Genomic DNA, 21,532 nt, shown 5'->3' on the forward strand with positions numbered 1-21,532 from the left:
TTATGCACTCACACTGGTTGGGAGAAAAGTTTAATTACTTTATAAAATCGATAAATAAACTAATATTTCAAAGATAGTCTTATAAAAAAGAACAATTAAGTCATGAAAACAGAATTTCACCGCATGCAGGTCTTCGCTCAAATTGTTGAATCCGGCTCCATCACCAAAGCCGCTGAGCAACTGGATGTTTCAAAATCTGTGATTAGCCATCACTTGCTGGGATTGGAGCAACATCTGGGCGTCAAACTACTGACTCGAACCACCCGCAGGCAGTCTCTTACGGAGGCGGGAAAGCGCTTCTACCAACGCTGCCTGGAAATGAAAAAGCTGATGTCCCTCGCCGAGGAAGAAGTGCGCGACTCCAGCGCAGACCTTGCGGGAGTGATCACCGTTACGTCGCCCCACACTCTTATGACTCACTTAATTGGGCCCGCCATGTGCGAGTTCATGCAACGCCATCCGCGCATCGAGCCCCATTTGCTGGCCAGCGATATGCGCCTCAACCTGATCGAGAAATATATCGACTTGTCAGTGACTGTCGGCGAATTACCCGACTCCAGCGCCAGAGCCGTAAAAATCGGCGAACTGGAGCAAGTGCTATGCTGCGCGCCGGCGTATATGCAACGCCAACGGATATCTCCTCCAATTGCGTCAATGGAGTTTCAAAATTTCGACTACATCGCCAATCAATGGGAGGGCGTCAATGTAGAGCGCAGATTCTTTGTCGGTAAAGAACAGAACCTGACTTATCGTTTCCGCTCCACTCGGGTCGGCGACAGCGTTCCCACTATTCGCATGATGACGCTGGCCGGACTCGGCGTCGCCTGCCTGCCCAGGCTGGCTATTGAGGAGGAATTAAAAAGCGGACGACTGACTCGCCTGACGCCGGAAGGCATGACATTGAAAGCTCCGCTATGGATTGTTCATAACTATGGTTTACAGATGCCGACGCGGATCAGGGCTTTCATTGATTTCGTGAAAGCCAAAGCGGAGACACAGACTTTCTGACAAGATGGAAACGCCCGTTATATAAAGCAGGCGAACTCAATTAAGCGACTATTGTCTATTACGCTCTATTCGCCCCAAATAGTCGCCACCACTTTCCTCACTCCGCCATGATTACGGTGTTCACATAGATATATACCTTGCCATGTTCCGAGATTAAAACGTCCATCGGTGATCGGCAAACTAACGCTGCACCCCAACAGGCTGGATTTAAGATGAGCCGGCATATCATCGGAACCTTCATCGAGATGACGGTAATAGGGTTCATTTTCTGGAACTGCGTGATTGAAGTAGCTTTCAAAGTCCTGGCGAACGGTTGGGTCCGCATTTTCATTTATCGTCAATGACGCGGATGTATGCTTTATAAAGAGCTGCATCATCCCAACTCTGAATGTCTTGAGTTCTGGAAGTTCTCGCGTAACTTCATCAGTGATCAAATGAAAGCCCCGTTGTCTGGGCTTCAAGCGTATTTCTTTCTGCAGCCACATATATCCGCCATCTCAACTCGAATTGCTTCAAATGGGAACTTTACCACAGGCCAACAGCGAACGCCTGAGGTTCCTTGAGCATTACCGTATTGCGTTTTTTACAAGCTCCAGTTCTGCTACATATACGGTTCCTTCTATATCAGAAGCAGTCTTCAGCGGTATGCTGGTTGGATTCAGGATCAAGATATTGGGGGAAACAAGCTTTCCGGTTTTCAACTTGGATAGATTAATCCAATTCACCTTTTTCTACGTAAGCTGACGTCCGGTGTAAATGGCGTATTGCAACGCCCCTACATAAATTTGAAATCTCACTGAAGGCTTCTCTCAACAATACAGTCCATATAAATCTCAGAGATTATCTGCGCACACCGTCCTTCGCCACCTGCGCTATCATCCGACACAATGACGCGTCTAAACTAATGCCACGCCTGGATTTTTTTAGCGCCACAATAGAGAGATCACTCTAATTTAAAACCATCTGAACATGAAAATCAGAGCCCCGACAGCAGCGCTTTGCGACGAAAGAATGAGACAGTGGTCATGTACTTCTAATATTTACGACGAAAGTTATTTGCCTCTTATTAACATTCGATAATAATATTTCTTATAATTTTCTGGAAATTTAAACTGTTAACGACTATAAAAACCAGAACGCCGTTGTTGCATTAACCAGAGGAGATAAGAGTGAAAAAACTAAACGCTTATAATTCCGCAAAAGCTGAGCTTGAGGCGCTGCAAAAAAGGATCGAAAGCCTGGAAAAAGACGAAGGCCTTAAGAAAGAGCTGGAGTTTAAAAAGAAGCTTGAAGATCTGATGGCCAAATACGACGTCAACTTGGACGATGTATTGAAGATGTACGGCAAAGAAAAGACTTCGCCGAAGCAAGACAAGCGTCGTGGCAGCCGTCCTTTAAAAGTGTATAAAAACCCAAAAACCGGTGAAGTTGTTGAAACCAGAGGCGGCAATCACAAGTTGCTGAACGAGTGGAAACAAAAGTTCGGTAAAGAGAAAGTTGAAAGCTGGCTGGTCGCATAATTAACGCCAGTTATATTGCCGGCCCTAAGCGTCGCGCAACAGCGTAATAACAATAAGGACGTACTATTTACCGCTAATCAGAATGATTGAAGTCGCTAGCCCGGAATGCGCTGGCGATTTCTGACGTCGCAACTTTTATAAAGCTGCGACGTATCCTTCCAGAGCTGTATCTCTACTTGCTATAAACGCACTTGCCGTTCTTCACGATGGGCGAATGCCGCAATATTGTCTCCCGTTTTATCCACCAGTCGTTGTCTCGCTTCCCGACTGGCCCAGGCGCAATGCGGCGTAATAATCAGATTGGGAATATCCTGCGCCAATAATAGATTGCCATTAACCGGCGGCTCTTCCGTCAGCACATCAAACCCGGCGCCGCCAAGACGACCGTTACGCAGCGCATCCGCCAGCGCCGCCTCGTCCACCAGTCCGCCACGCGCCGTGTTGATCAACAGAGCATCAGCCTTCATCAAAGCCAACTCCACAGCGCCAATCATATTGCGCGTATCTTCGGACAACAGGCAGTGAAGACTGAGCACATCCGCCTGAGACAACAGTTCCACCATCGGCAGATAATTCACGCCATCCCTGACGCCAGGCTCAGTTCCCGGACGGGCGCCGACTTTGACTTCCATGCCGAAGGCTTGCGCCACCGCGCCGGCGGCCCGCCCCAGGTCGCCGTATCCGACAACGCCGAATACTTTGCCGCTTAGCTCGCGAATAGGGTAATCCATCAGACAAAATTGTCGGGCTCGCCCCCAGTCTCCCCGCTCCACCGCGGCAGTGTAGCGCAGCAGGTTATGCGACAGCGCCAGCACCATGGAGAACACATGTTGAACAATAGTGGCGGTTCCATAATGAGCGACATTCCTGACTTCCACGCCATGCTTCTTCGCCGCCGCCATGTCTATGTTGTTCACGCCAGTGGCGGTGACGGCGATCAGCTTTAATTCAGGGCTGCCAACCATGTGCGCTTCATTCAAAACCACTTTGTTGACAATAACGATATCCTTGCCGGCAATGCGTTCAGCCACTTGCTCCGGGTTGGTCGCCGCGTAGCTGTCAAAGGTGGTCACATGTTCTTTTAATGAGTCCAGACTGACGTCCGCGCCCAGACTTTCGGCATCCAATATCACAGCTTTCATGAAGATAAGTCTCCCCTTTCCGTATTCCGGCTCTACAGGATTCGATAACATCGGCTATAAATTGTAAGAACAATGACAACAATACCCATCGAGCGCGGGAACTTTTCAAAATCGTGAACTTTATACGCTCTTTTCGGGGGCTTATACAATGCGCCCGCCAGCGCCGCCAGCATGGAGCGGCCTCACTCCTTCTTCGCAGCGCAGCCATGTGCGGATTATTCCTGCTTTGCGCGCAGGCTTTCGCTTCGGCCTATAACTCCATTCAACTCACTTCCCGCCAGGAACGTCTGGAGGTCGCCCCTTATCTCTGGTGGGTGGCGGAAACCCATGGGGTAATTAAAATCCAGGATATTCTGGAGCGCAAAACCGCCCCGATGGGATGGCGGCAAAACAGCCGCTTCGATCCTAACTTCGGTCTCGATGTATCGCCGCACTGGTTTCGCTTCAGCGTCACCAACGCCGGCGCCGAGCCCGTGGAGCGCTGGCTGGAAATCAGTTATCCGGTATTGGACGACATCAAGGTCTATTTGACGGAAGAGGAAAAAATCGTCGAAGCCTATCACAGCGGCGACACGCTTAATTTCAGCGAGCGTCCCGTGTTTCACCGCAACTTTATTTTTCCGTTCAAGTTCAAACCGCACAGCAAGTCGACGGTTTACATCCGCATAGAGACTCAGGGCGCACTGGAATTACCGGCGGATCTCTGGTCTCCCACCGCCTTTGTGCAGGCGGATCAGTGGAAGCTCGCCGCCCAGTTCCTCTTTAGCGGCATCATGCTGGCTATGGCTGCTTACAATCTCGCCCTGGGGTTCGTTATACGCGATCTGACCTTCGTCCATTACGTGGGTTATGTGGTGTCCATCGCGATTGTGCAACTGGCGCTGCATGGCACGCCGTTTCAATTTATCTGGCCGCATTCGCCGCAATGGAATCAGATCAGTCTGGTATTTTTCATAGGCTGTAGCGTCACCTTCGCTTCATTGTTCGGCTATCGATTTCTCAATCTCAACGTGCGCGGGGGAGTCCTGCCGTACATCGGCATCAGTTGCGCCTTTTTCGGTCTGGTCTGCTGTGCGCTTGCGTTCTCCGCCAGTTACGCCACCGGCATCAAAATAGCCGTGCTGGCCACCGGGGTGGTGTCGATAACCTGGCTGGTCATCGGCCTTCTGCAATGGTCGCGCCGCGAGCCCACCGCCGCCTACTTCACCTTAGCCTGGGCTGTCTTCCTGTTTGGCAATATCGCTATTTCTCTGGAGAAAATCGGGCTGATTCCGAATCTGACGATTATTGGATTCATGCCACAGATAGGCGCCTGCCTGGAAGTGATGATTTTCTCCCTGGCTTTGGCGCAACGCATCAATATTGAACGCCGCCGACACATCTCCATGCGCGAGCTGGCGCTGCATCGCGAACGCAGCGCCCGGGAGGCGGAGCAGTCGATGCTGATGGCGCAGCAGCAAGCCAACGACGAGCTGGAGCGCCGCGTCGCCATCCGCACGGAAGAACTCAATGAGGCGATGAAAAAGCTGTCTGTCGCCCATGAACAGCTCAATGAAATCGCTACGTTCGATCAGCTCACACAGTTGAAGAACAAGGCCAGTTTCGAACGCGTGCTGATGCAGGAGTGGAGCCGCTGCTCCCGCTCTATCTCCGCGCTGTCACTGGTATTTATAGATATCGATCGCTTTCAGAGAGTTAATCAGCAGTTCGGGCAATTCGCCGCCGACACCTGTTTGCAGGTTATCGCCAAGTTGATCAGTTCGATGGCGCGCCGCGCCGGAGACAGCATTTTCCGCTATGAAGGGGATTGTTACGTGCTGGTGCTGGCGCATTGCTCTGCTGAGGGCGCCCTGCAACTGGCGGAGTTGATTCGCTCACGCACGGAAGCCACCTTGATACAGGTGGATGAAGCCCGCTTCAGCGTCACTATCAGTATCGGCCTGTCCAGTGACATTCCCAGCCAGGGCTGGGAGCCGCAGGACTTGATGGAACGCGCCCGGGAAGCTTTGGCCGAAGCAAAAATGAACGGCGGCAACGGCGTCAGCTTCCGCATGTGACTAGCGCAGGCGGATCAGCGCTCCTGTAGCGCCTGCAACAACAATTCGCCAACATCAATGCCATTGGTGGCGTGAATCACGGTATTACAACTGACCGTCCGTTCGATAGGCGCCGCCTGGATCGCGTGATAAGCGTCGTCCGCAAACACGGCGTGCACGCCAATGCAGACAGGGCGATGCAGACCCGCCGCCACCAGTTCCGCAGCAGCTTCAATCATAGTGCGCCCGGTGGAAATGATATCGTCCACCATCACTGGCGAATACTCCCGGTACTTCTCCGCATTCGTGGCGTCGATAATGACGTCTTTGTCGCCCAGGCGGGTTTTGCTGAACACCAGACGGTCGCACCCCGCCAACTCCGCCACATGGCTGACCCACTGATCGCTTTCGCTGTCCGGCCCGACAATGACCGGCTTGTCCAGATGCGTGCGAATCCAGTCCGCAATCACCGGCGCCGCCGCCAATGAGCGGGCGGGAATCGTGTAAAGCTCGTCCAGTGAGTGATAACGATGCAGATGAGGGTCAATCGTCAGCAGGCGATCAAAGTGGGCGGAAATCATGCGGGCGAAATAGCGCGAGGTCACGCCCTCGCCGGGATGAAAGCGAATGTCCTGACGCATGTAGGGCAAATAAGGCGCCACCAGGGTGATATGCTCCACGCCCAGATCCCTCAGGGTGGCGGCGAATAACAAAACGGGCAGAATTTTCTGATCCGGGTTGGAAAGATCAGCGCACACAATCGCCTTTCTCGGTGTTTCCCCTTCGATGCGAATATAGGTTTCGCCATCGGGAAACTGTCGCATTTGGTAGTTACCGACGTCCATCCCGGGGGCGGCGGCGAGTCTCTCAGCCACCGGATGCCCCGGCGCCAGGTTGTAAAGCAACATTATAGACTTTCCTCTTCTATACGGATTTCATTGGGGTGATCGCGCAAAAAGTCCAGTGCGTACGCCAGTTCGCCAGGCGCTTCCGCATAGATGCTGAACAGCGGGTCTCCCACCCTCACCTTTTGCCCCAATTTAACATGGAAGTCCACACCCGCAGACGGGTTTGAGGGCGCTCCCGCAAGTTTCGCCAACTTGGACACGAAACGGTTATTTACGAAGGAAACCACTCCAACCCGATCGGCGGTGGCTTCATAACAGTGCGGCGCCAGCGCTGGCTCATGGAATCCCCCCTGCGCTTCGCAAATAGCCATGAATTTGTTTAACGCTGCGCCGGACTCCAGTGTTTCTCTGGCGCGAGCGACGCCGGCGCCATGGCTGGCGACGCCGCCTATCTCCAGCAAACGTCCGGCCAGCGTCAACGCCCGTTCGCGCAAATCAGACGGCGCTTCCGCCTGATTACGCAGCACCGCCAATATGTCCCGCGCCTCCAGGGCCGGCCCAATGCCTCGGCCGACCGGCTGCGCGCCGTCAGTGAACATCGCCTCTACCTGAATGCCCAGCTTCTCTCCGGTATAACGCATATGGGAGGCAAGACGCTCCGCATATTCCGGGCTGCGCACTTTGGCGGTCATGCCGATAGGAATATCTATCAACACATGGGTGGAGCCCGCCGCCACTTTTTTGGAAATGACCGAGGCCACCAGCTGCCCTTCGCTATCCAGATCCAGCGCCCGTTCGATGCGAATCAGCACGTCGTCCGCCGGACTCAGACTCACTGATCCGCCCCAGGCGATGCAGCCGCCTTCCTGCTCCACCACTTTCTTCATTTGCGCCAGAGAAAGGTTCACCGGCGCCATCGTCTCCATGGTGTCGGCGGTGCCCGCAGGCGACGTAATGGCGCGGGAAGATGTCTTCGGCATGCGCAGGCCGCAGGCGGTGACAATGGCGACCACAATCGGCGTGGTGCGGTTGCCCGGCAGACCGCCGACGCAATGCTTGTCCATGATCGGCGAGGTTCCCCAGTCGATGCGCTGGCCCACCTTCACCATGGCGCTGGTGAGCGCCGCCACTTCATCCTGGTTCAAACGACTACCGGCGCAGGCGGTGACAAACGCCGCCAACTGTACGTCTGAATACAGTCCGCCGGCGATATCCCTCACCACCTCGTCAGCGCTTTCCTGAGTCAGCGAGGCGCCATACAGTTTTCCGCGCACATGGCTCATCGAGTCCACCGCTTTGGTGTGACTGAAATAAGCCACCTCGCCGTCCTCCGCATCCAGCAGGCGCCAGGCGGCGTCGGACAAACCCGCCTCCTGGTGCGACAACCAGCCGTCGGTGACCTGATTAACCGTCGCGATGATGCTGCGCTTGTTAGTGGTCACGCGCACCCGCGAGTGCGCGTTGAAGCCTTCCGACCGACATACGTGGCAATCCTGCCGCATATACACCACCGGTTCCTGATGGGTGTTAATGCCGATCCGCTTAAGAAATAAATAATTAAGTTCGCGTTGCTGCATAGTGTTTTCCGCAAATTGTTCGAACTTCGCCCCGACAGGTCCGCGCTGGCTCCGCCAACTGTTTCATTGTCGATGGACTAAGATAATAACAGGCTACATCAGGGCGCATCTAAGACCAGTGTAATAAACACGAGTACGGCTTATCTGCGTTAAGTCAAAAACCCAAGCTCACTCCGCCATTACAGTAGACGGAATGCTTCTTTAATTCCTCAGGGAGTCTCACAATGCATCTAAAATTTCTCGGCGCGGCGGGTACGGTGACAGGGTCTAAGTATTTACTTAGTGAGGGCTCCGGAAAATTTTTGCTGGATTGCGGTCTGTATCAGGGAGTGAAAGCCCTGCGTGAGCGCAACTGGAAACCCTTTCCCGCCAAAGCGTCGGAAATCAAGTCGGTAGTGCTCAGCCACGCCCATCTGGATCACAGCGGCTACATCCCCGCACTGATGAAACACGGTTTCAAAGGCAAAGTCTTTTGCACTCCCGCCACCTATGCGCTGGCGAAGGTATTGCTGCCGGACTCCGGTTTTCTACAAGAAGAAGACGCCCGTTACGCCAACAAGCGCAAGTTTTCCAAGCACAGCCCCGCATTACCTTTGTACACAGAGAAAGACGCCTGGGAAGCACTGAAGCATTTTGAAACCGTGGACTTCCATGAGAAGTTTTCCCCTATCCACGGCGTTACTGCGGAAATCCATCGAGCCGGACATATCCTGGGCGCGGGTAGCGTACAACTGAGCGGCGCCAAAGGCTCTATCGTATTTTCCGGCGATCTGGGACGGCAGGAAGACCGCATCATGTATCCGCCGGAAACCATTGCGGCGGCGGACTATCTGGTGGTGGAGTCGACATACGGCGACCGTCTGCATGACAAAGTCGATGTGCGCGCGCAGCTCAGCGAGGCGATCAACGCTACCGCCAAACGCGGCGGCATCGTTTTGATCCCCTCCTTCGCCGTGGGCCGCGCCCAACATCTGCTTTACTTAATCCAGTTACTCAAGGCCGACAACAGCATCCCCGACCTGCCAGTATTCCTCAATAGCCCGATGGCGATAAGCGCCACCGAGATTTTCTGCCACTACCACAAAGAACACCGCCTTACTGCGGAGGACTGCGCCCTGATCGACCAGGGCACGCACTTTGTCCGCAGCGTAGAGGAATCGATAGAACTCAATCGCAAGAAGTTTCCCTGCATCATCGTGTCAGCCAGCGGCATGGCCAGCGGCGGTCGGGTGCTGCACCACCTTAAGACCCTGTTACCCGACCATCGCAACACAATTGTGTTCGCCGGATTCCAGGCGCCGGGCACACGGGGAGACGCCCTCACCCATGGCGCAGAAAGAGTCAAAATTCATGGTGAATATTTCCCTGTGAAAGCGGAGGTGATCAACCTGGAAAGCCTCTCCGCGCATGCGGACTATGCGGAGATTCTGAGTTGGCTGAGAGGCTTCAAGCAGCCGCCCCGCCACACCTATGTCACTCATGGCGAGAGTGTGGCGTCGGATGCATTACGCTTACGCATCGCGGATGAGTTGGGCTGGCGCGCCTCAGCCCCGGAATATCTGGATGAGGCGCAACTGGAGATCTAGTCTTCAATCGCCCATGCGTCGCTTTACTCGCGTGGGCCTTCCGGCAGCGGCAGCAGTTTCGCCTCTTCCGAGGACACTACAGCGACGGCGACAACGTCATTGCTTTGCTCAGGGTGAAAACGACTCCAGTTATCCTGCGCCCTGGCGATGGCGATAATCTGCGACGGCGGCGTCTCTCGCGCATATTTGCGATTGAAGCTTTTCAGCGAATCGCAAAAGTAGCCGTTACAGATATCCGAACGCATTTCCCGTGGGAGACTGCAGCCTTTGTTTGTGTGATTGATGCATGAGCCGCGTATGGACTTGCCGGATAGTTTTTCCAGATAAAGCTGTAGCACATGGCGAGGTCGCAGCTCGGGATTTTCCCGCATAAAACGCCGAATAACGCTGGCCGACAGATAAGCGTGCTCACGCCCACTGGTGCAGCAACCGCCTTTGCACATGGTGCACAGATGCATGTTCATATTGGCCAGAGTTTCAGAGTGCTCCAAAGGCTTATTGTTGGCTTTAGAGCGCGCGCGGCTGGCGAGATCGTCGTCCGTATCCTTAAAGCCGTGCATGCAGGCTTCACTGATGATTTGCGTCAGGAAATCGCGGTACTGCCGAATACGATGTTTCGGCAACGTAGTGAGACGGGTCGGCGCAGTGGGAATAGTTACCGGAGTTCCTTCGGGGTCCAGGCCTTCCGACTTGGCGAGCTGGGCGTATAACGCCTGATTCTGCTTCGCTTCCTCCGCGCTTTGCGTTTCTATCCGGCGTTGCTCAGCTTCCGCGATGACCTTTCTTTCTTGCATCCGCTGACGATGAAATTTCACTTGTGCGTCAAACAGAGCTGGTGGGGTGGCCGCCCGGCGCTCCGCCAGACGTCGACATTCCGGGTTATCGCAAGTGAGTTCCGATGACGCCGCCGCGCCTATCACAACGCGCTGCACAGTCAGACCGCAAATAAAGCAACTCTTAGCGCCATGGCTATTTACGACGCCATGACTGTTGACGACGCCATAATTGGTGGCGCCACCAGGTTTGTTGGCGCCGCCATGCGTATTTACAAACGCAGCGCTGGGCAATGAAGACACGAACCACCTCCTACCGTCACACCGGGCGAATGCGACACCGGCCTGACATGATTATTGTGAAAATCCTCTAACAGTTTCGCGTTCAAATGCTGACGTCGCCGACAGCCGCGTCGATGCAAAACTGCACATTTGCGAAAACGCCTGAACTACATCTATACGCGGCAAAATAATGAATATCCAGTCACGGGCACAGCATTAAATCCGCGTTAGAGTCACCTTTATCGATATAGCGCCCCAGAGTACGCCTCCCTCAGAAAGTTATTGACCCGGGTCATACACACAAACACGGCATAAGTTATGCTCGGAAAGACAGGGATAGATACAGCGGAGTATGGAACATGAAGCTCATGATATGCAGCGCACGCCAACTATTGCGCGCACTGGTTAACTATCGCCAGGGGACGGATATTGCGCTGGAGCAAATTGACGCAGACGAAGGCGCAGTCAATAACGCAATCGCCACATCACTAAAAAGTGCTCAAGGCCAAAGTCGCCTTTACCAATCCGCTGAACCCACCGCCGACCTCCTGTGCAAACGTAAACGGCGTCCACCCGGGCTGCGGTTAAAAATCAGGCTGGTTCGCTTCAGTTTATGCAGTGGCGTATCCCGCGCCGAGCAAGGCGTCAATGAGCTGTCTCGCGCCCAAAACACCCTCTCCGATTACCTCAGCGGGCTATAAAATGAAATGCAAACCCTGTCACAAAAAATTAATGGGAGCGTTTCCATGACAGGTTGGTGACAGCTTAGCTCTCTATATTCGGGAAGAAGCATCGCCCCTGCTTTTTTGTTGATCAAAAAACAGGCGAAAAAGCGAGTTCGTGTTTACAGAAATCTCGTTTTTTCTCAGGCGCTTATACGTTATGCTCGATAAAAATAACAGGAGCAGACCATGAAAGCAGTATCTTCAAAATCTTCCACTCCCTGCGTATTTCCGCACGTTGCAAACAAGCGTAACGGACAATACTCGCCACCGCGCGACTTACTCCTGTAATCCAGTTCAAATCTTACCTAGAATTTCAAGCACAGGAGGTAGACGCATATGCCAATATTTTTCAGGAATGTGAAAACGTTTTTACAAGCCGCCGCCCTTACGCTGGCGCTGGCTCCGACCGCTCATGCAGACGTGCAGAAGTTTCTCATCCCCGCTGGCGAAGGCGGCGGCTGGGACACCACCGCCAGAGAGACCGGCGCAGCGCTCACTAAAATGGGGCTCATCGGCGGCGCCAAGTATGTGAATTATTCCGGCGAAGGCGGCGGACGCGCATTGAACGCGCTGGCGACATCCAAAGATTATAAGGACGCCCTGATGGTGCAGTCGCTGCCGCTGATTCTGCGCAGCCTGTCAGGCGTTTACGAACGCTCGTTCCGGGACGTCACGCCCGTCGCCATGCTGATCGCTGAATACCAGGTCGTCGTGGTGAACAAAGACTCTCCTTACCAAAACATGAATGATCTGTTGGCGGCCATCAAAGAAATTGGCAAGCGCAAGCCTATCGTAGGCGGCTCCGCCAAAGGCAGCCTGGACCACATTACCGCACTGGCGGTACTGGAAGCGGCCAACATGTCCTCTAAAAAACTGCGTTACTCCGCCAGCGACGGCGGTGGCGACGCCATGCGTAAATTCTCCAACGGTTACGCCCTTGCGATGGTGACCGGCATGGGGGAGGTCGTAAAACAGATCAAGTCCGGCGAGCTGCGCGCACTGGGCGTCACCAGCGCCGAGCGTCTGGAAGGGTTTGATATTCCAACCATGAAAGAACAAGGTCTGGACGTCGTTCTCGCCAACTGGCGCGGCTTCTTCGTCGCTCCCGGCACCCCGGACAAAACCGTCACCAAATATGCGGACATGCTCGCCGCGCTGGACAAGTCTCCAGACTGGAAAACCGTCAGACTGAAATACGGCTGGGAATCTCTATACATCCCGACACAGGACGCCAGAGGTTTCCTGGAAGAGCAAGAAGTCACCATCCGCAGACTGCTTAACAGCATCTAAGCGCACTCGAGCAGATTTCAAACATCTGAACTTAACAAGGGGCTTCAATTTGGCGGCCCCTTTTTATTTCTACTCCCAACTTATTCATTTCAACTCCAAATTCCCAGACTCCAGCGCTGCGCCTCCTCCTAGAGCAATTTAGCGCAATATCCTGACGTTATTTTCATTCCGCGCCGACCTGGTCATATTTCAACCTCTCCGCCTGTAACGCTTATAGAACCCGGCGTACACGCATCCAGGCCTCTCAAATTATTACTTCTTACTGTAACTTATTTTTAACATTTACACGCCACAAGTGCCGCAAAATAGCGCGATTTTGTGGATACGACTGAAACACGCAAGAAATATTTAGTTTGTATTCTAAGTATCAACTGTATAGAATCCTCCACCCCATGAGAAACGAAATTACTGCTATGCACATTCCAGACAGGCGTCAGTCAGAGATTATTCTGCGTGCGCCCACCGCTGAAGACGGCCCTTCCGTTCACCAACTCATCTCACGCTGTCCCCCACTGGACGAAAATTCGGTTTACTGCAACTTGCTGCAATGCACGCATTGGGCGAATACCTGCGTCATAGCAACAAGCGTTGATGAAAGTGAAAAGCAAAAGCCAGGAGGATTTATTTCCGGATACCTCCTGCCGGAAGACGCCAACACCCTGTTCATCTGGCAGGTGGCGGTTGATAGATCCATGCGCGGAAAAGGACTGGCGGGACAGATGTTGCGCGCCATTCTTGCGCGGGACGCCTGTCGAAACGTATCGCACCTGCAAACGACCATTAATCCCAGCAACCAAGCCTCCTGGAAACTGTTCGAGAAACTGGCCCAGGAATTGGGAGCGGAGATGCAACGGCGCACTCTGTTCGATGCATCGCAGTTTACTGACGATCACGAAGAAGAAGTTTTATTAACCATAGGCCCGTTCGACCCATCCTGTCTGCGCGATTGACGCGGACTTAAGCGATCCGGTCTCAGGACCTGTATCCGGAGCAAGGGAGTGCATCCGGATTTAAATCAGACGGCGGAGCATTTCGCTGTCGCGGGCTCACCGCACCATGCTTGACATTCATCAGCTACGACAAGGAGAAACCATGAATATTTTCCAAGAAGTAGAATCCGGCGTACAAAGTTACGCCCGCTCATTTCCTAAAATTTTCAACAAGGCCAAAGGCGTTCATCTGTATGACGTTGACGGCGAGAAGCATCTCGACTTTCTGGCTGGCGCCGGCACTTTGAACTACGGCCATAACAACCCTGCGCTGAAAGAAGCGTTGCTGGAGTACATCAGCCAGGACGGCGTCGCTCACGGTCTCGATATGCATACCGACGCCAAAGCGCGTTTTCTGACTGAATTCAAAGAGCGCATCCTGACCCCACGTAAGCTGGAGTATGTGGTTCAGTTCACTGGCCCCACCGGCGCCAATGCCGTGGAAGCCGCGCTCAAAGTCGCCCGCAACGTTACCGGACGGCACAATGTTGTGGCCTTTACCAATGGCTTTCACGGAGTCACTCTGGGCTCTCTGGCGGCCACTGGTAACAGCCACCACCGCGATGCTGCGGGCGTGCCGTTGAACAGTGTCACACACCTACCCTATGACGGCTATCTGGGCAAGGACGTGGACACCAGCAAACTCCTCGACAAGATGATCTCTGATAACAGCAGCGGCCTGGACCTGCCTGCGGCGGTCATTCTGGAAACGGTGCAGGGCGAAGGCGGCCTGAACGTAGCCAGTGAGCGCTGGTTGCGCAATGTTGAGGCGATCTGCCGCAAGCACGGCATTCTGCTGATCGTAGATGACATCCAGGCAGGCTGTGGACGCACGGGGACCTTTTTCAGTTTCGAAAAAGCCGGCATCAAACCAGATATCGTGACCTTGTCGAAATCCCTCAGCGGATTCGGTCTTCCCTTCGCCGTCACCCTGATCAAGCCTGAGTATGACCAGTGGAAACCCGGCGAACATAACGGCACTTTCCGTGGCAACAACCACGCCTTTATTACCGCCGCCGCCGCGATTCGTCACTACTGGTCCACCCCGGACTTCGCCACAGAGATCGAACGCAAAAGCGAAATTCTGCGCACCGAGTTGAACAAGATCGCCGATAAGCACGGCAAGACGCTCATGCAGGCGAGAGGCCGCGGCATGATGCGCGGGCTGAATTGTCGCGACGGAGAACTGGCCGCCGCTATCTGTAAGCGCGCGTTCCAGAAAGGCCTGATCATCGAGACCAGCGGTTCCGAATCCCAGGTAGTGAAATGCCTGTGTCCGCTGGTGATCTCAGAGCAGGAACTCAAAGAGGGACTGGCGACGCTGGCGCAGTGCGTGGAAGACGCATTGGTCAATGAAATCAGCAAGGCCAGCTGATAGCCCTCTTGCGCCTTTTATCTTTGTACACAAGTACATCTTTGTACACAGGCACATCTTTGTGAACAGGAACGCCTTTATACACAGATATACCTTTATACATCCGTCACGAATTCAGACTTATTGCAGGAGTCAATTGCAATGATCGTTAGAACACTGGAACAAGCCCGCCAATCCGATCGCAGAGTGAAAGCGGACAACTGGGAAAGCGTCCGTATGCTGTTGAAAGACGACAACATGGGCTTTTCCTTCCATATCACCACTTTATACGCCAACAAGGAAACGCCGATTCATTATCAGAACCATCTGGAATCGGTGTATTGCATCTCCGGTGAAGGCGAGGTGGAAACCGTCGCCGATGGCGAAGTCCACGCCATCAAACCCGGCACCCTTTACGTGTTGGATAAACATGATAAACACCTGCTGCGCGCCTTTAGTGAAATGACCGTCGCCTGCGTCTTCAATCCACCGCTTAACGGTAAAGAGACCCACGACGAGAATGGCGTGTACCCCCTGGAAGCAGAAACCATAATGGAGTAGAGCAAAACCATGAACATGATTCTTGATAAAGCACACCTTACCCCACCGGACCCCTACCCTTCGCGCAAAAGTTCGGAAGTCTGCATTCTCAAGCGCTGCGACCCGGTGGTTTACAGTGAGTACGACGCCGACTGCCCTCTGACTCAAGAGCAGGTGGAAAGCTACGACAAAAACGGCTTCCTGATGCTGCCCGAACTGTTCACTCAGGAAGAAGTCGCGCTGCTGACCGAAGAAATGGAGAGAATGCGCCGCAATCCCATGATCGCCAAGCGCAAGGAAACCATTACAGAGCCGGAAAGCCAGTCGGTGCGCTCCATATTCAGCGTACACCAGCTTAGCCCGCTGTTTTCCAGACTCGCCACCGATCAGAGACTGATGAACATCATTCGTTTCATCCTCGGCGACGACCTGTATATTCACCAGTCCCGTCTGAACTACAAGCCCGGCTTCCGCGGCAAGGAATTCAACTGGCACTCGGATTTCGAAACCTGGCACGTGGAAGACGGCATGCCCCGCATGCGCGCCCTCAGCGCTTCCATTACCTTGACCGAGAACTTCGAGTACAACGGTCCATTGATGCTGGTTCCCGGTTCGCATCAATACTACATCGCCTGCGTCGACGGCACGCCGGAGGATAACTACAAGACATCGCTGAAGCGCCAGGAGTATGGCGTTCCCGACGAGATCGCCCTGAGCACGCTGGTCAACGAAGGCGGCATCGCCACCGCCACCGGCAAACCCGGCTCCGTGATATTGTTCGACTGCAACACCATGCATGGCTCCAACAGCAATATCTCGCCCTTCCCGCGCTCCAACGCCTTCTTTGTTTATAACGCCTGGAGCAATCGCCTGGAGACGCCTTTCAGCGATCATCAGCCGCGCCCGGAATATATCGCTTCCCGGCAAGCGACTGCGCCGCTTAAGGCAGGATCACTAACCGATCCCTCCTGAGCCTGATCAGGTCCCGGCGCCCGACGACGGGCGCCGGCCTTATCCTTCAGACATTTCGCGCATCGCTCCGCGCAGCGCCTGCATCACCCTGTCCACCAGCTTCGCCTTTACCGGTCGCTCACACAGACCAACGCCAAGCCTTAACAAGGTTCCCCGCCATCCAGCGGAAACGCCGCGCATCTCCGCCAGCGCCTGCGGCCACACTGCGTCGAGGCGATCCCGAATCCATCCTTCCGCCAGCGTCATTTCAGCGCGACTGAGTGCGCCGGGCCACCTGGGCATGGCGCTTTCCATCGCCTCTCCTTCAAAATGCTTACCCACGCTCGCCATTAAAGGCGCGATTTGGTAGTGATCCCGACGAACGCGGGAGGCGAAACGTTCCCGCTCCACATCGCTGAGCGAAGCGTATCCATGCTGAATGACAGGGTTGGCGGCGGGTAAAACAAACCAGTCGCGTAGGAACTTATAGCCGTTCAGTCGCCCGAGAAAGAAGTCATGGTGACGATAGGACTCTGAAAAGAAACCAAGAAAACCCTGTAATCCGCCGGCGGCGATATCTAACCCTCCCTTTTTACCGGAACGCCGAGGGGCCACCAGAAAACGGGAATAAATATCGCCAGCGTCCGCCAGACGAATATCCTGACAGTCAAACCGGGTCTGGTTCTTGAGGCCGCTCAGCAATCCCAGCAGGATGTGAGCCAGAGAGTCCTGATCCGCCAGTCCCGGCGCGGGCGCTTCAGGGAACGGGTCCAGCATGATAACCGCCCGATTCGCCGCAGCGCCGGAGCGGGGATTACGCCCCTCCAAGCCCGATAATGTCCGCCGCGCCAACTGAAACGGCTCATTGTTCATCACGCCGCCATCCACATTGAGAAAGCAGTAGGTCTCCTCTTGCTCCTCTTCCCGCCCCCACGCAGGCGTGACAAACCGATATACCCCTTCGTCATCGCAGCGAATAAAACGCCAGTCGTAATCACGACGCGGCCTTCGCAAGGTTCTCGCCTGTAACGCAACGGGAAAGGCTCCCGCCGCCAGCGCTCCCTGAATCAGGTCACGCCAGGATTCATTTAAGAAATCCAACGGCAATGCGCGGTGATCCGGTGGAAAGTCCAACACCTGAACAGCTGCGCCAACCGGGACGGCGAAGCTCAGATGATCCTGATGCAGCCGCGAAAGGTGCCCGGTCAGGTCACGCGCCCCCGGCCCCTCTCCCTTTGGCGTGGAGAAAGCGAATGCGTAAGGAACGCCACGTAAGTTGGATACCGTAAAGTGCAGACTGAAGGCGTCTCCCATCCAGGACCGTTGATATCCATCAGACGACTCAGCGGTGGCGTCCAGGCGCCGTAGCAGCGATTCCGCCACTTGATCCAGATGCGCGGAATTCAAAAGCGATCGTAACGCAGAGTCCTTGCCCAGATCGTCAGGACGCAGCAGGCGTTGGGCGTCAATATCTCGAACCCAAACCTGGTAAAAAGGATTGTTGAATAGATAGCCGGGCTCCTCCCTGGGGTGACGCCCATGTTTGAAATCCCGTCTGGCGAACAACGCCGCCAAGGCGCCGTTCATCGCTCCTGCGGAAGCGCCGGATACCGTTTTTAAGCGCACGCGATGGACGGGAACGCCAGTCTGTCCCCTCGTCGCCTCCCATGCATCCAGAGCCTCAAACAATACATCCATGAAACCCGCTGCGTAGGCGCCGCCGGACACCGCGCCCGCCAACGCCAGGGCGAATTCAAATGTATGGGAAGGCACGGGATTTTCCTGGGAAACGGAGCGGTCTTGCGGAAACCACCGTTTCAATTCGCTGACGTAGTCCGAATATTCATGGCGCTGAGAAATTGATTGCATAACAGACCTCCTTATCATCCGATGAAAAAGCGCGCATGGCGTCCGTCGGGAAGAGCGAAGACGTCATGCGCGAACTTAAATCAGGCCTTACTGCGCTATCCAGATTACTCATCAAAACGACCAACTTGGGCTCCATTTCCTCGCTGCGGCGGATCACTGCGCGCCCCATTTAAGGGCATATATGTACTTCAGGAAAGTAAAGGTTCAATATCGGTGCTTGGGTGAATCGCCGGTGACGCAGCCCGTCGCGGAATACGGCGGAAGTTTCCGAAACCTGTCCGGCTGGTCATAAAATTGCTTCTGCATCAGCGGCGGCCGCTGAGCATGAGGCTACCCGCCGTCAATAAACAAAAAAACACGATCCGGGAGCATACATTACGATGTTGAATGTCAGCATGACTGCGTTACTCAAAAAAGCCCGTCAACCTCTGATCGCCCTACTCGGCGCCGTGGCGCTGCTGGCGTCGTTCATCAGCCACGCGGAGGCGCCCTTTAAGGTCGGGTTTGTCTATGTCGGCCCTATCGGCGATCACGGCTGGTCCTATCAACACGATCAGGGACGCCAGGCGCTGGAGAAGCATTTCGGCGACAAAGTCAAAACCACCTATGTAGAAAATGTGCCGGAAGGCGCCGACGCGGAGCGGGTCATCCGTAATCTGGCCAAGTCCGGCCACAAGGTGATCTTCACCACCTCCTTCGGTTTCATGAACCCCACCTTAAAAGTGGCGGCCCAGTTCCCCAACGTTGTGTTCGAACACGCCACCGGCTACAAACGCACCAAAAACGTCAGCACCTATATCTCCAACACTTATGAAGGACGCTACGTATCTGGCTATGTGGCGGCGAAAATGAGCAAGACCGGCAAGCTCGGTTACATCGCCTCCTTTCCCATTCCTGAAGTCATTCGTGACATCAACGCCGTGCGTCTCGCCATGAACAAGGTCAATCCGGATTATGAGCTGAAGATTCTCTGGGGCAGCAGCTGGTTCGACCCGGCGAAAGAAGCGGAGGCGGCTAATGTCATGATTGATCAGGGCGTCGACGTCATTCTGCAGCACACAGACAGCCCCGCCGCCATGCAAGTAGCTGAACAGCGCGGCGTGTACGCCGTCGGGCAATCTTCCGATATGTCCCGTTTCGGCCCCAAAGCGCACTTGGTGTCGGTCGTGGATGACTGGTCCTATCACTACATTCACACCGTGCAAAGCGTCATGGACGGGACCTGGAAACCTCGTGATTATTGGGGCGGCATGGCGGAAGACATGATCCTGTTGCCAGAGTTCAACAAAGCCATTCCCGCTGACGTGGTGAAAGAAGCGGAATCCATGATCGCCGACATCAAGTCCGGCAAACTGAAACCCTTCACCGGTCCTATCTATAACCAGAAAGGCGAGTTAAAAGTCCCTGCCGGTGAAGAGCTCGCTCACGAAGAAGTCGCCGGCATGAATTGGTATGTACAGGGAATCAAAGGCGAAATTCCCCATTAAGAGATCGCATCAGGTAAGCGCGACGGGCCGCAAAATGCTATGTTTAAGGCATTAGCGGCCTACGGCCGAATCTCAAAAAAGATCGCAGGAATTTGATATGCAAGACTTTCTGAAAGGACTTCCCAAGGCGGAGCTACATTTGCACATTGAGGGCTCGCTGGAGCCGGAGTTGATGTTCGAAATCGGACGCCGCAACGGCGTCGCCTTGCCTTTCGCCAATGTGGAAGAAGTCCGTGCGGCTTATGAGTTCAACAACCTGCAGGAGTTTCTGGATATCTATTACCAGGGCGCCCAGGTGTTGCTGCATGAGCAGGACTTTTACGATATGACATTCGCCTATCTGCAGCGATGTCGTGAGCAGAACGTCATCCATACGGAAATGTTTTTTGATCCGCAAACCCATACAGATCGCGGCGTGGACATTGGCGTGGTGATACGCGGCCTGACCCGCGCTATGGAGGATGCGGAAGCGCAGTGGGGCCAATCCAGCAAGCTGATTCTCTGTTTCCTGCGCCATCTGAGTGAAGAAGCGGCGATGGAAACGCTGCGCCAGGCGTTACCTTATAAGCAGCACTTTGTCGGCGTTGGGCTCGACAGCTCTGAAGTCGGTCATCCCCCAGAGAAGTTCCAGCGCGTGTTCGAGCAAGCGCTGAACGCCGGCTTATTGAGCGTGGCTCATGCCGGTGAAGAAGGACCGCCTGAGTATATCTGGCAGGCGCTGGATTTGCTGAAGGTCAAACGCATCGATCATGGCGTGCGTTGCATTGAAGACGCGGCGCTGATGCAGCGATTGATCGACGAACAAATTCCGCTGACCGTCTGCCCGCTCTCTAATATCAAGCTATGCGTGTTCGACTCCATGTCAGAACACAACATTTTGCGTCTGCTGGAAAAAGGTCTGAAGGTAACAGTGAACTCGGATGACCCGGCGTATTTCGGCGGCTATATGAATGAGAACTTCATCGCCATGCAGGAAGCGCTACCCATGAGCAAAGAGCAGGCGGCGCAATTGGCGAGAAACAGCTTTGAGGCCAGTTTTCTGACCTCAGAGGAGAAAGTGCGTTTACTTGCCCGCCTGGACCAATATCTGCAAAATCACTGAGACAGAGCTCACTCGCAGCATTTTTTATTTTTCTTACCGCTGCCGCAGGGACATGGATCGTTCCTGCCGACGCTTAATGCCGTCCAGGTGGCGTCGCCATCCACATACAACCAGCGCCCCTGCTCTTTAGTGAAACGGGAGCGTTCCTGCAACTGCATCCATTTGTCCCCTTCCTGAAACGTGGCCCGAAAATTTACCCAGCCTTGTTCGCCTTCCGAGCCGCTATCCAGCACTTCCAAACGCTTCCACTGGATGCTTTCGTTCGGCTGTAAATCAGCCGGGCGATGCTGCGCGCACCACGTCTGCTGCAGGTACTCCATCAACCCCATCGCAAAGGCGGTATACCGGGATCTCATCAGCTGTTCCGGCGTCTCCGCCGCCTTACCGGAATGCAGCGGCTGGCAGCATTCTTCATAAGGCGAACCGGAATTACAGGGGCACAGGTTATTCATA

The 21,532-nt window shown here is 54.4% G+C and carries 19 protein-coding genes; 12 read left to right on the forward strand and 7 right to left on the reverse strand.

Annotation, left to right across the window (positions count from 1 at the left end):
• Positions 1-102 precede the first annotated feature (102 nt).
• Positions 103-1,008: a LysR family transcriptional regulator gene (locus tag ACQYWX_RS23360; RefSeq protein ID WP_431686512.1), complete on the forward strand. Its 906-nt coding sequence runs from the start codon at positions 103-105 to the stop codon at positions 1,006-1,008.
• Positions 1,009-1,073: 65 nt separating this feature from the next.
• Here ACQYWX_RS23360 and ACQYWX_RS23365 read toward each other — a convergent pair whose 3' ends face one another.
• Positions 1,074-1,493 (reverse strand): secondary thiamine-phosphate synthase enzyme YjbQ, encoded by a 420-nt coding sequence (locus ACQYWX_RS23365; RefSeq protein ID WP_216735664.1) that lies wholly within the window; start codon positions 1,491-1,493, stop codon positions 1,074-1,076.
• A 684-nt stretch (positions 1,494-2,177) separates the two neighbouring features.
• On the opposite strand from ACQYWX_RS23365, the gene ACQYWX_RS23370 reads away from it, so the two are divergent.
• Entirely contained in the window at positions 2,178-2,528 is a 351-nt protein-coding gene (locus ACQYWX_RS23370; RefSeq protein ID WP_127972969.1) for a histone-like nucleoid-structuring protein, MvaT/MvaU family, read from the forward strand.
• A 179-nt stretch (positions 2,529-2,707) separates the two neighbouring features.
• On the opposite strand, the gene ACQYWX_RS23375 is transcribed toward ACQYWX_RS23370, so the two are convergent.
• Positions 2,708-3,670, reverse strand: a complete 963-nt coding sequence (locus ACQYWX_RS23375; RefSeq protein ID WP_431686513.1) for a D-2-hydroxyacid dehydrogenase — start codon at positions 3,668-3,670, stop codon at positions 2,708-2,710.
• Positions 3,671-3,876: 206 nt separating this feature from the next.
• Between ACQYWX_RS23375 and ACQYWX_RS23380 the strand changes: the two genes are divergently transcribed.
• Positions 3,877-5,727 (forward strand): sensor domain-containing diguanylate cyclase, encoded by a 1,851-nt coding sequence (locus ACQYWX_RS23380; protein ID WP_431686514.1) that lies wholly within the window; start codon positions 3,877-3,879, stop codon positions 5,725-5,727.
• 14 nt (positions 5,728-5,741) lie between these two features.
• Here the strand turns inward: ACQYWX_RS23380 and ACQYWX_RS23385 are convergent, their stop codons facing one another.
• Together ACQYWX_RS23385 and ACQYWX_RS23390 are read right to left on the reverse strand one after the other, a co-directional pair.
• Positions 5,742-6,614, reverse strand: coding sequence for a ribose-phosphate pyrophosphokinase (locus ACQYWX_RS23385; RefSeq protein WP_431686515.1), 873 nt, complete (start codon positions 6,612-6,614; stop codon positions 5,742-5,744).
• Entirely contained in the window at positions 6,614-8,131 is a 1,518-nt protein-coding gene (locus ACQYWX_RS23390; RefSeq protein WP_216735660.1) for a thymidine phosphorylase family protein, read from the reverse strand. Before ACQYWX_RS23390 ends, ACQYWX_RS23385 begins: the two co-directional genes overlap by 1 nt.
• Positions 8,132-8,355: 224 nt before the next feature.
• Here ACQYWX_RS23390 and ACQYWX_RS23395 point away from each other — a divergent pair, with 224 nt between their 5' ends.
• Complete coding sequence (locus tag ACQYWX_RS23395) at positions 8,356-9,717, forward strand: MBL fold metallo-hydrolase RNA specificity domain-containing protein (RefSeq protein WP_431686516.1); 1,362 nt, start codon at positions 8,356-8,358, stop codon at positions 9,715-9,717.
• A 23-nt stretch (positions 9,718-9,740) separates the two neighbouring features.
• Here the strand turns inward: ACQYWX_RS23395 and ACQYWX_RS23400 are convergent, their stop codons facing one another.
• The gene (locus tag ACQYWX_RS23400; RefSeq protein WP_279505437.1) at positions 9,741-10,793 is read right to left on the reverse strand and encodes a hypothetical protein; all 1,053 of its coding nucleotides are present in this window, start codon (positions 10,791-10,793) and stop codon (positions 9,741-9,743) included.
• Between the two features lie 338 nt (positions 10,794-11,131).
• Here ACQYWX_RS23400 and ACQYWX_RS23405 point away from each other — a divergent pair, with 338 nt between their 5' ends.
• The 6 genes from ACQYWX_RS23405 to thpD all read left to right on the forward strand — a co-directional run bounded on the left by ACQYWX_RS23405 (position 11,132) and on the right by thpD (position 16,642).
• Positions 11,132-11,473, forward strand: coding sequence for a hypothetical protein (locus ACQYWX_RS23405; protein WP_279505439.1), 342 nt, complete (start codon positions 11,132-11,134; stop codon positions 11,471-11,473).
• A gap of 360 nt (positions 11,474-11,833) precedes the next feature.
• Complete coding sequence (locus tag ACQYWX_RS23410) at positions 11,834-12,787, forward strand: tripartite tricarboxylate transporter substrate binding protein (RefSeq protein WP_279505441.1); 954 nt, start codon at positions 11,834-11,836, stop codon at positions 12,785-12,787.
• A gap of 392 nt (positions 12,788-13,179) precedes the next feature.
• Entirely contained in the window at positions 13,180-13,737 is a 558-nt protein-coding gene (gene ectA, locus ACQYWX_RS23415) for a diaminobutyrate acetyltransferase (protein ID WP_431686517.1), read from the forward strand.
• A gap of 142 nt (positions 13,738-13,879) precedes the next feature.
• Positions 13,880-15,151, forward strand: a complete 1,272-nt coding sequence (gene ectB / locus ACQYWX_RS23420; RefSeq protein ID WP_431686518.1) for a diaminobutyrate--2-oxoglutarate transaminase — start codon at positions 13,880-13,882, stop codon at positions 15,149-15,151.
• A 141-nt stretch (positions 15,152-15,292) separates the two neighbouring features.
• On the forward strand, positions 15,293-15,691 hold the full coding sequence (locus ACQYWX_RS23425) for an ectoine synthase (RefSeq protein WP_011395439.1): 399 nt from the start codon (positions 15,293-15,295) through the stop codon (positions 15,689-15,691).
• 9 nt (positions 15,692-15,700) lie between these two features.
• Positions 15,701-16,642, forward strand: coding sequence for an ectoine hydroxylase (thpD, locus tag ACQYWX_RS23430; protein WP_216735652.1), 942 nt, complete (start codon positions 15,701-15,703; stop codon positions 16,640-16,642).
• 39 nt (positions 16,643-16,681) lie between these two features.
• On the opposite strand, the gene ACQYWX_RS23435 is transcribed toward thpD, so the two are convergent.
• Entirely contained in the window at positions 16,682-18,490 is a 1,809-nt protein-coding gene (locus ACQYWX_RS23435; RefSeq protein ID WP_431686519.1) for a patatin-like phospholipase family protein, read from the reverse strand.
• 380 nt (positions 18,491-18,870) lie between these two features.
• Between ACQYWX_RS23435 and ACQYWX_RS23440 the strand changes: the two genes are divergently transcribed.
• Complete coding sequence (locus ACQYWX_RS23440; protein ID WP_431686520.1) at positions 18,871-19,977, forward strand: BMP family ABC transporter substrate-binding protein; 1,107 nt, start codon at positions 18,871-18,873, stop codon at positions 19,975-19,977.
• A gap of 97 nt (positions 19,978-20,074) precedes the next feature.
• Complete coding sequence (locus ACQYWX_RS23445; RefSeq protein ID WP_216735649.1) at positions 20,075-21,079, forward strand: adenosine deaminase; 1,005 nt, start codon at positions 20,075-20,077, stop codon at positions 21,077-21,079.
• A gap of 8 nt (positions 21,080-21,087) precedes the next feature.
• Here the strand turns inward: ACQYWX_RS23445 and ACQYWX_RS23450 are convergent, their stop codons facing one another.
• Positions 21,088-21,531, reverse strand: coding sequence for a YchJ family protein (locus tag ACQYWX_RS23450; protein WP_253938161.1), 444 nt, complete (start codon positions 21,529-21,531; stop codon positions 21,088-21,090).
• Position 21,532: the final 1 nt, after the last annotated feature.

It is taken from the genome of Hahella sp. NBU794 (assembly GCF_050749805.1).
Lineage (GTDB): Bacteria > Pseudomonadota > Gammaproteobacteria > Pseudomonadales > Oleiphilaceae > Hahella.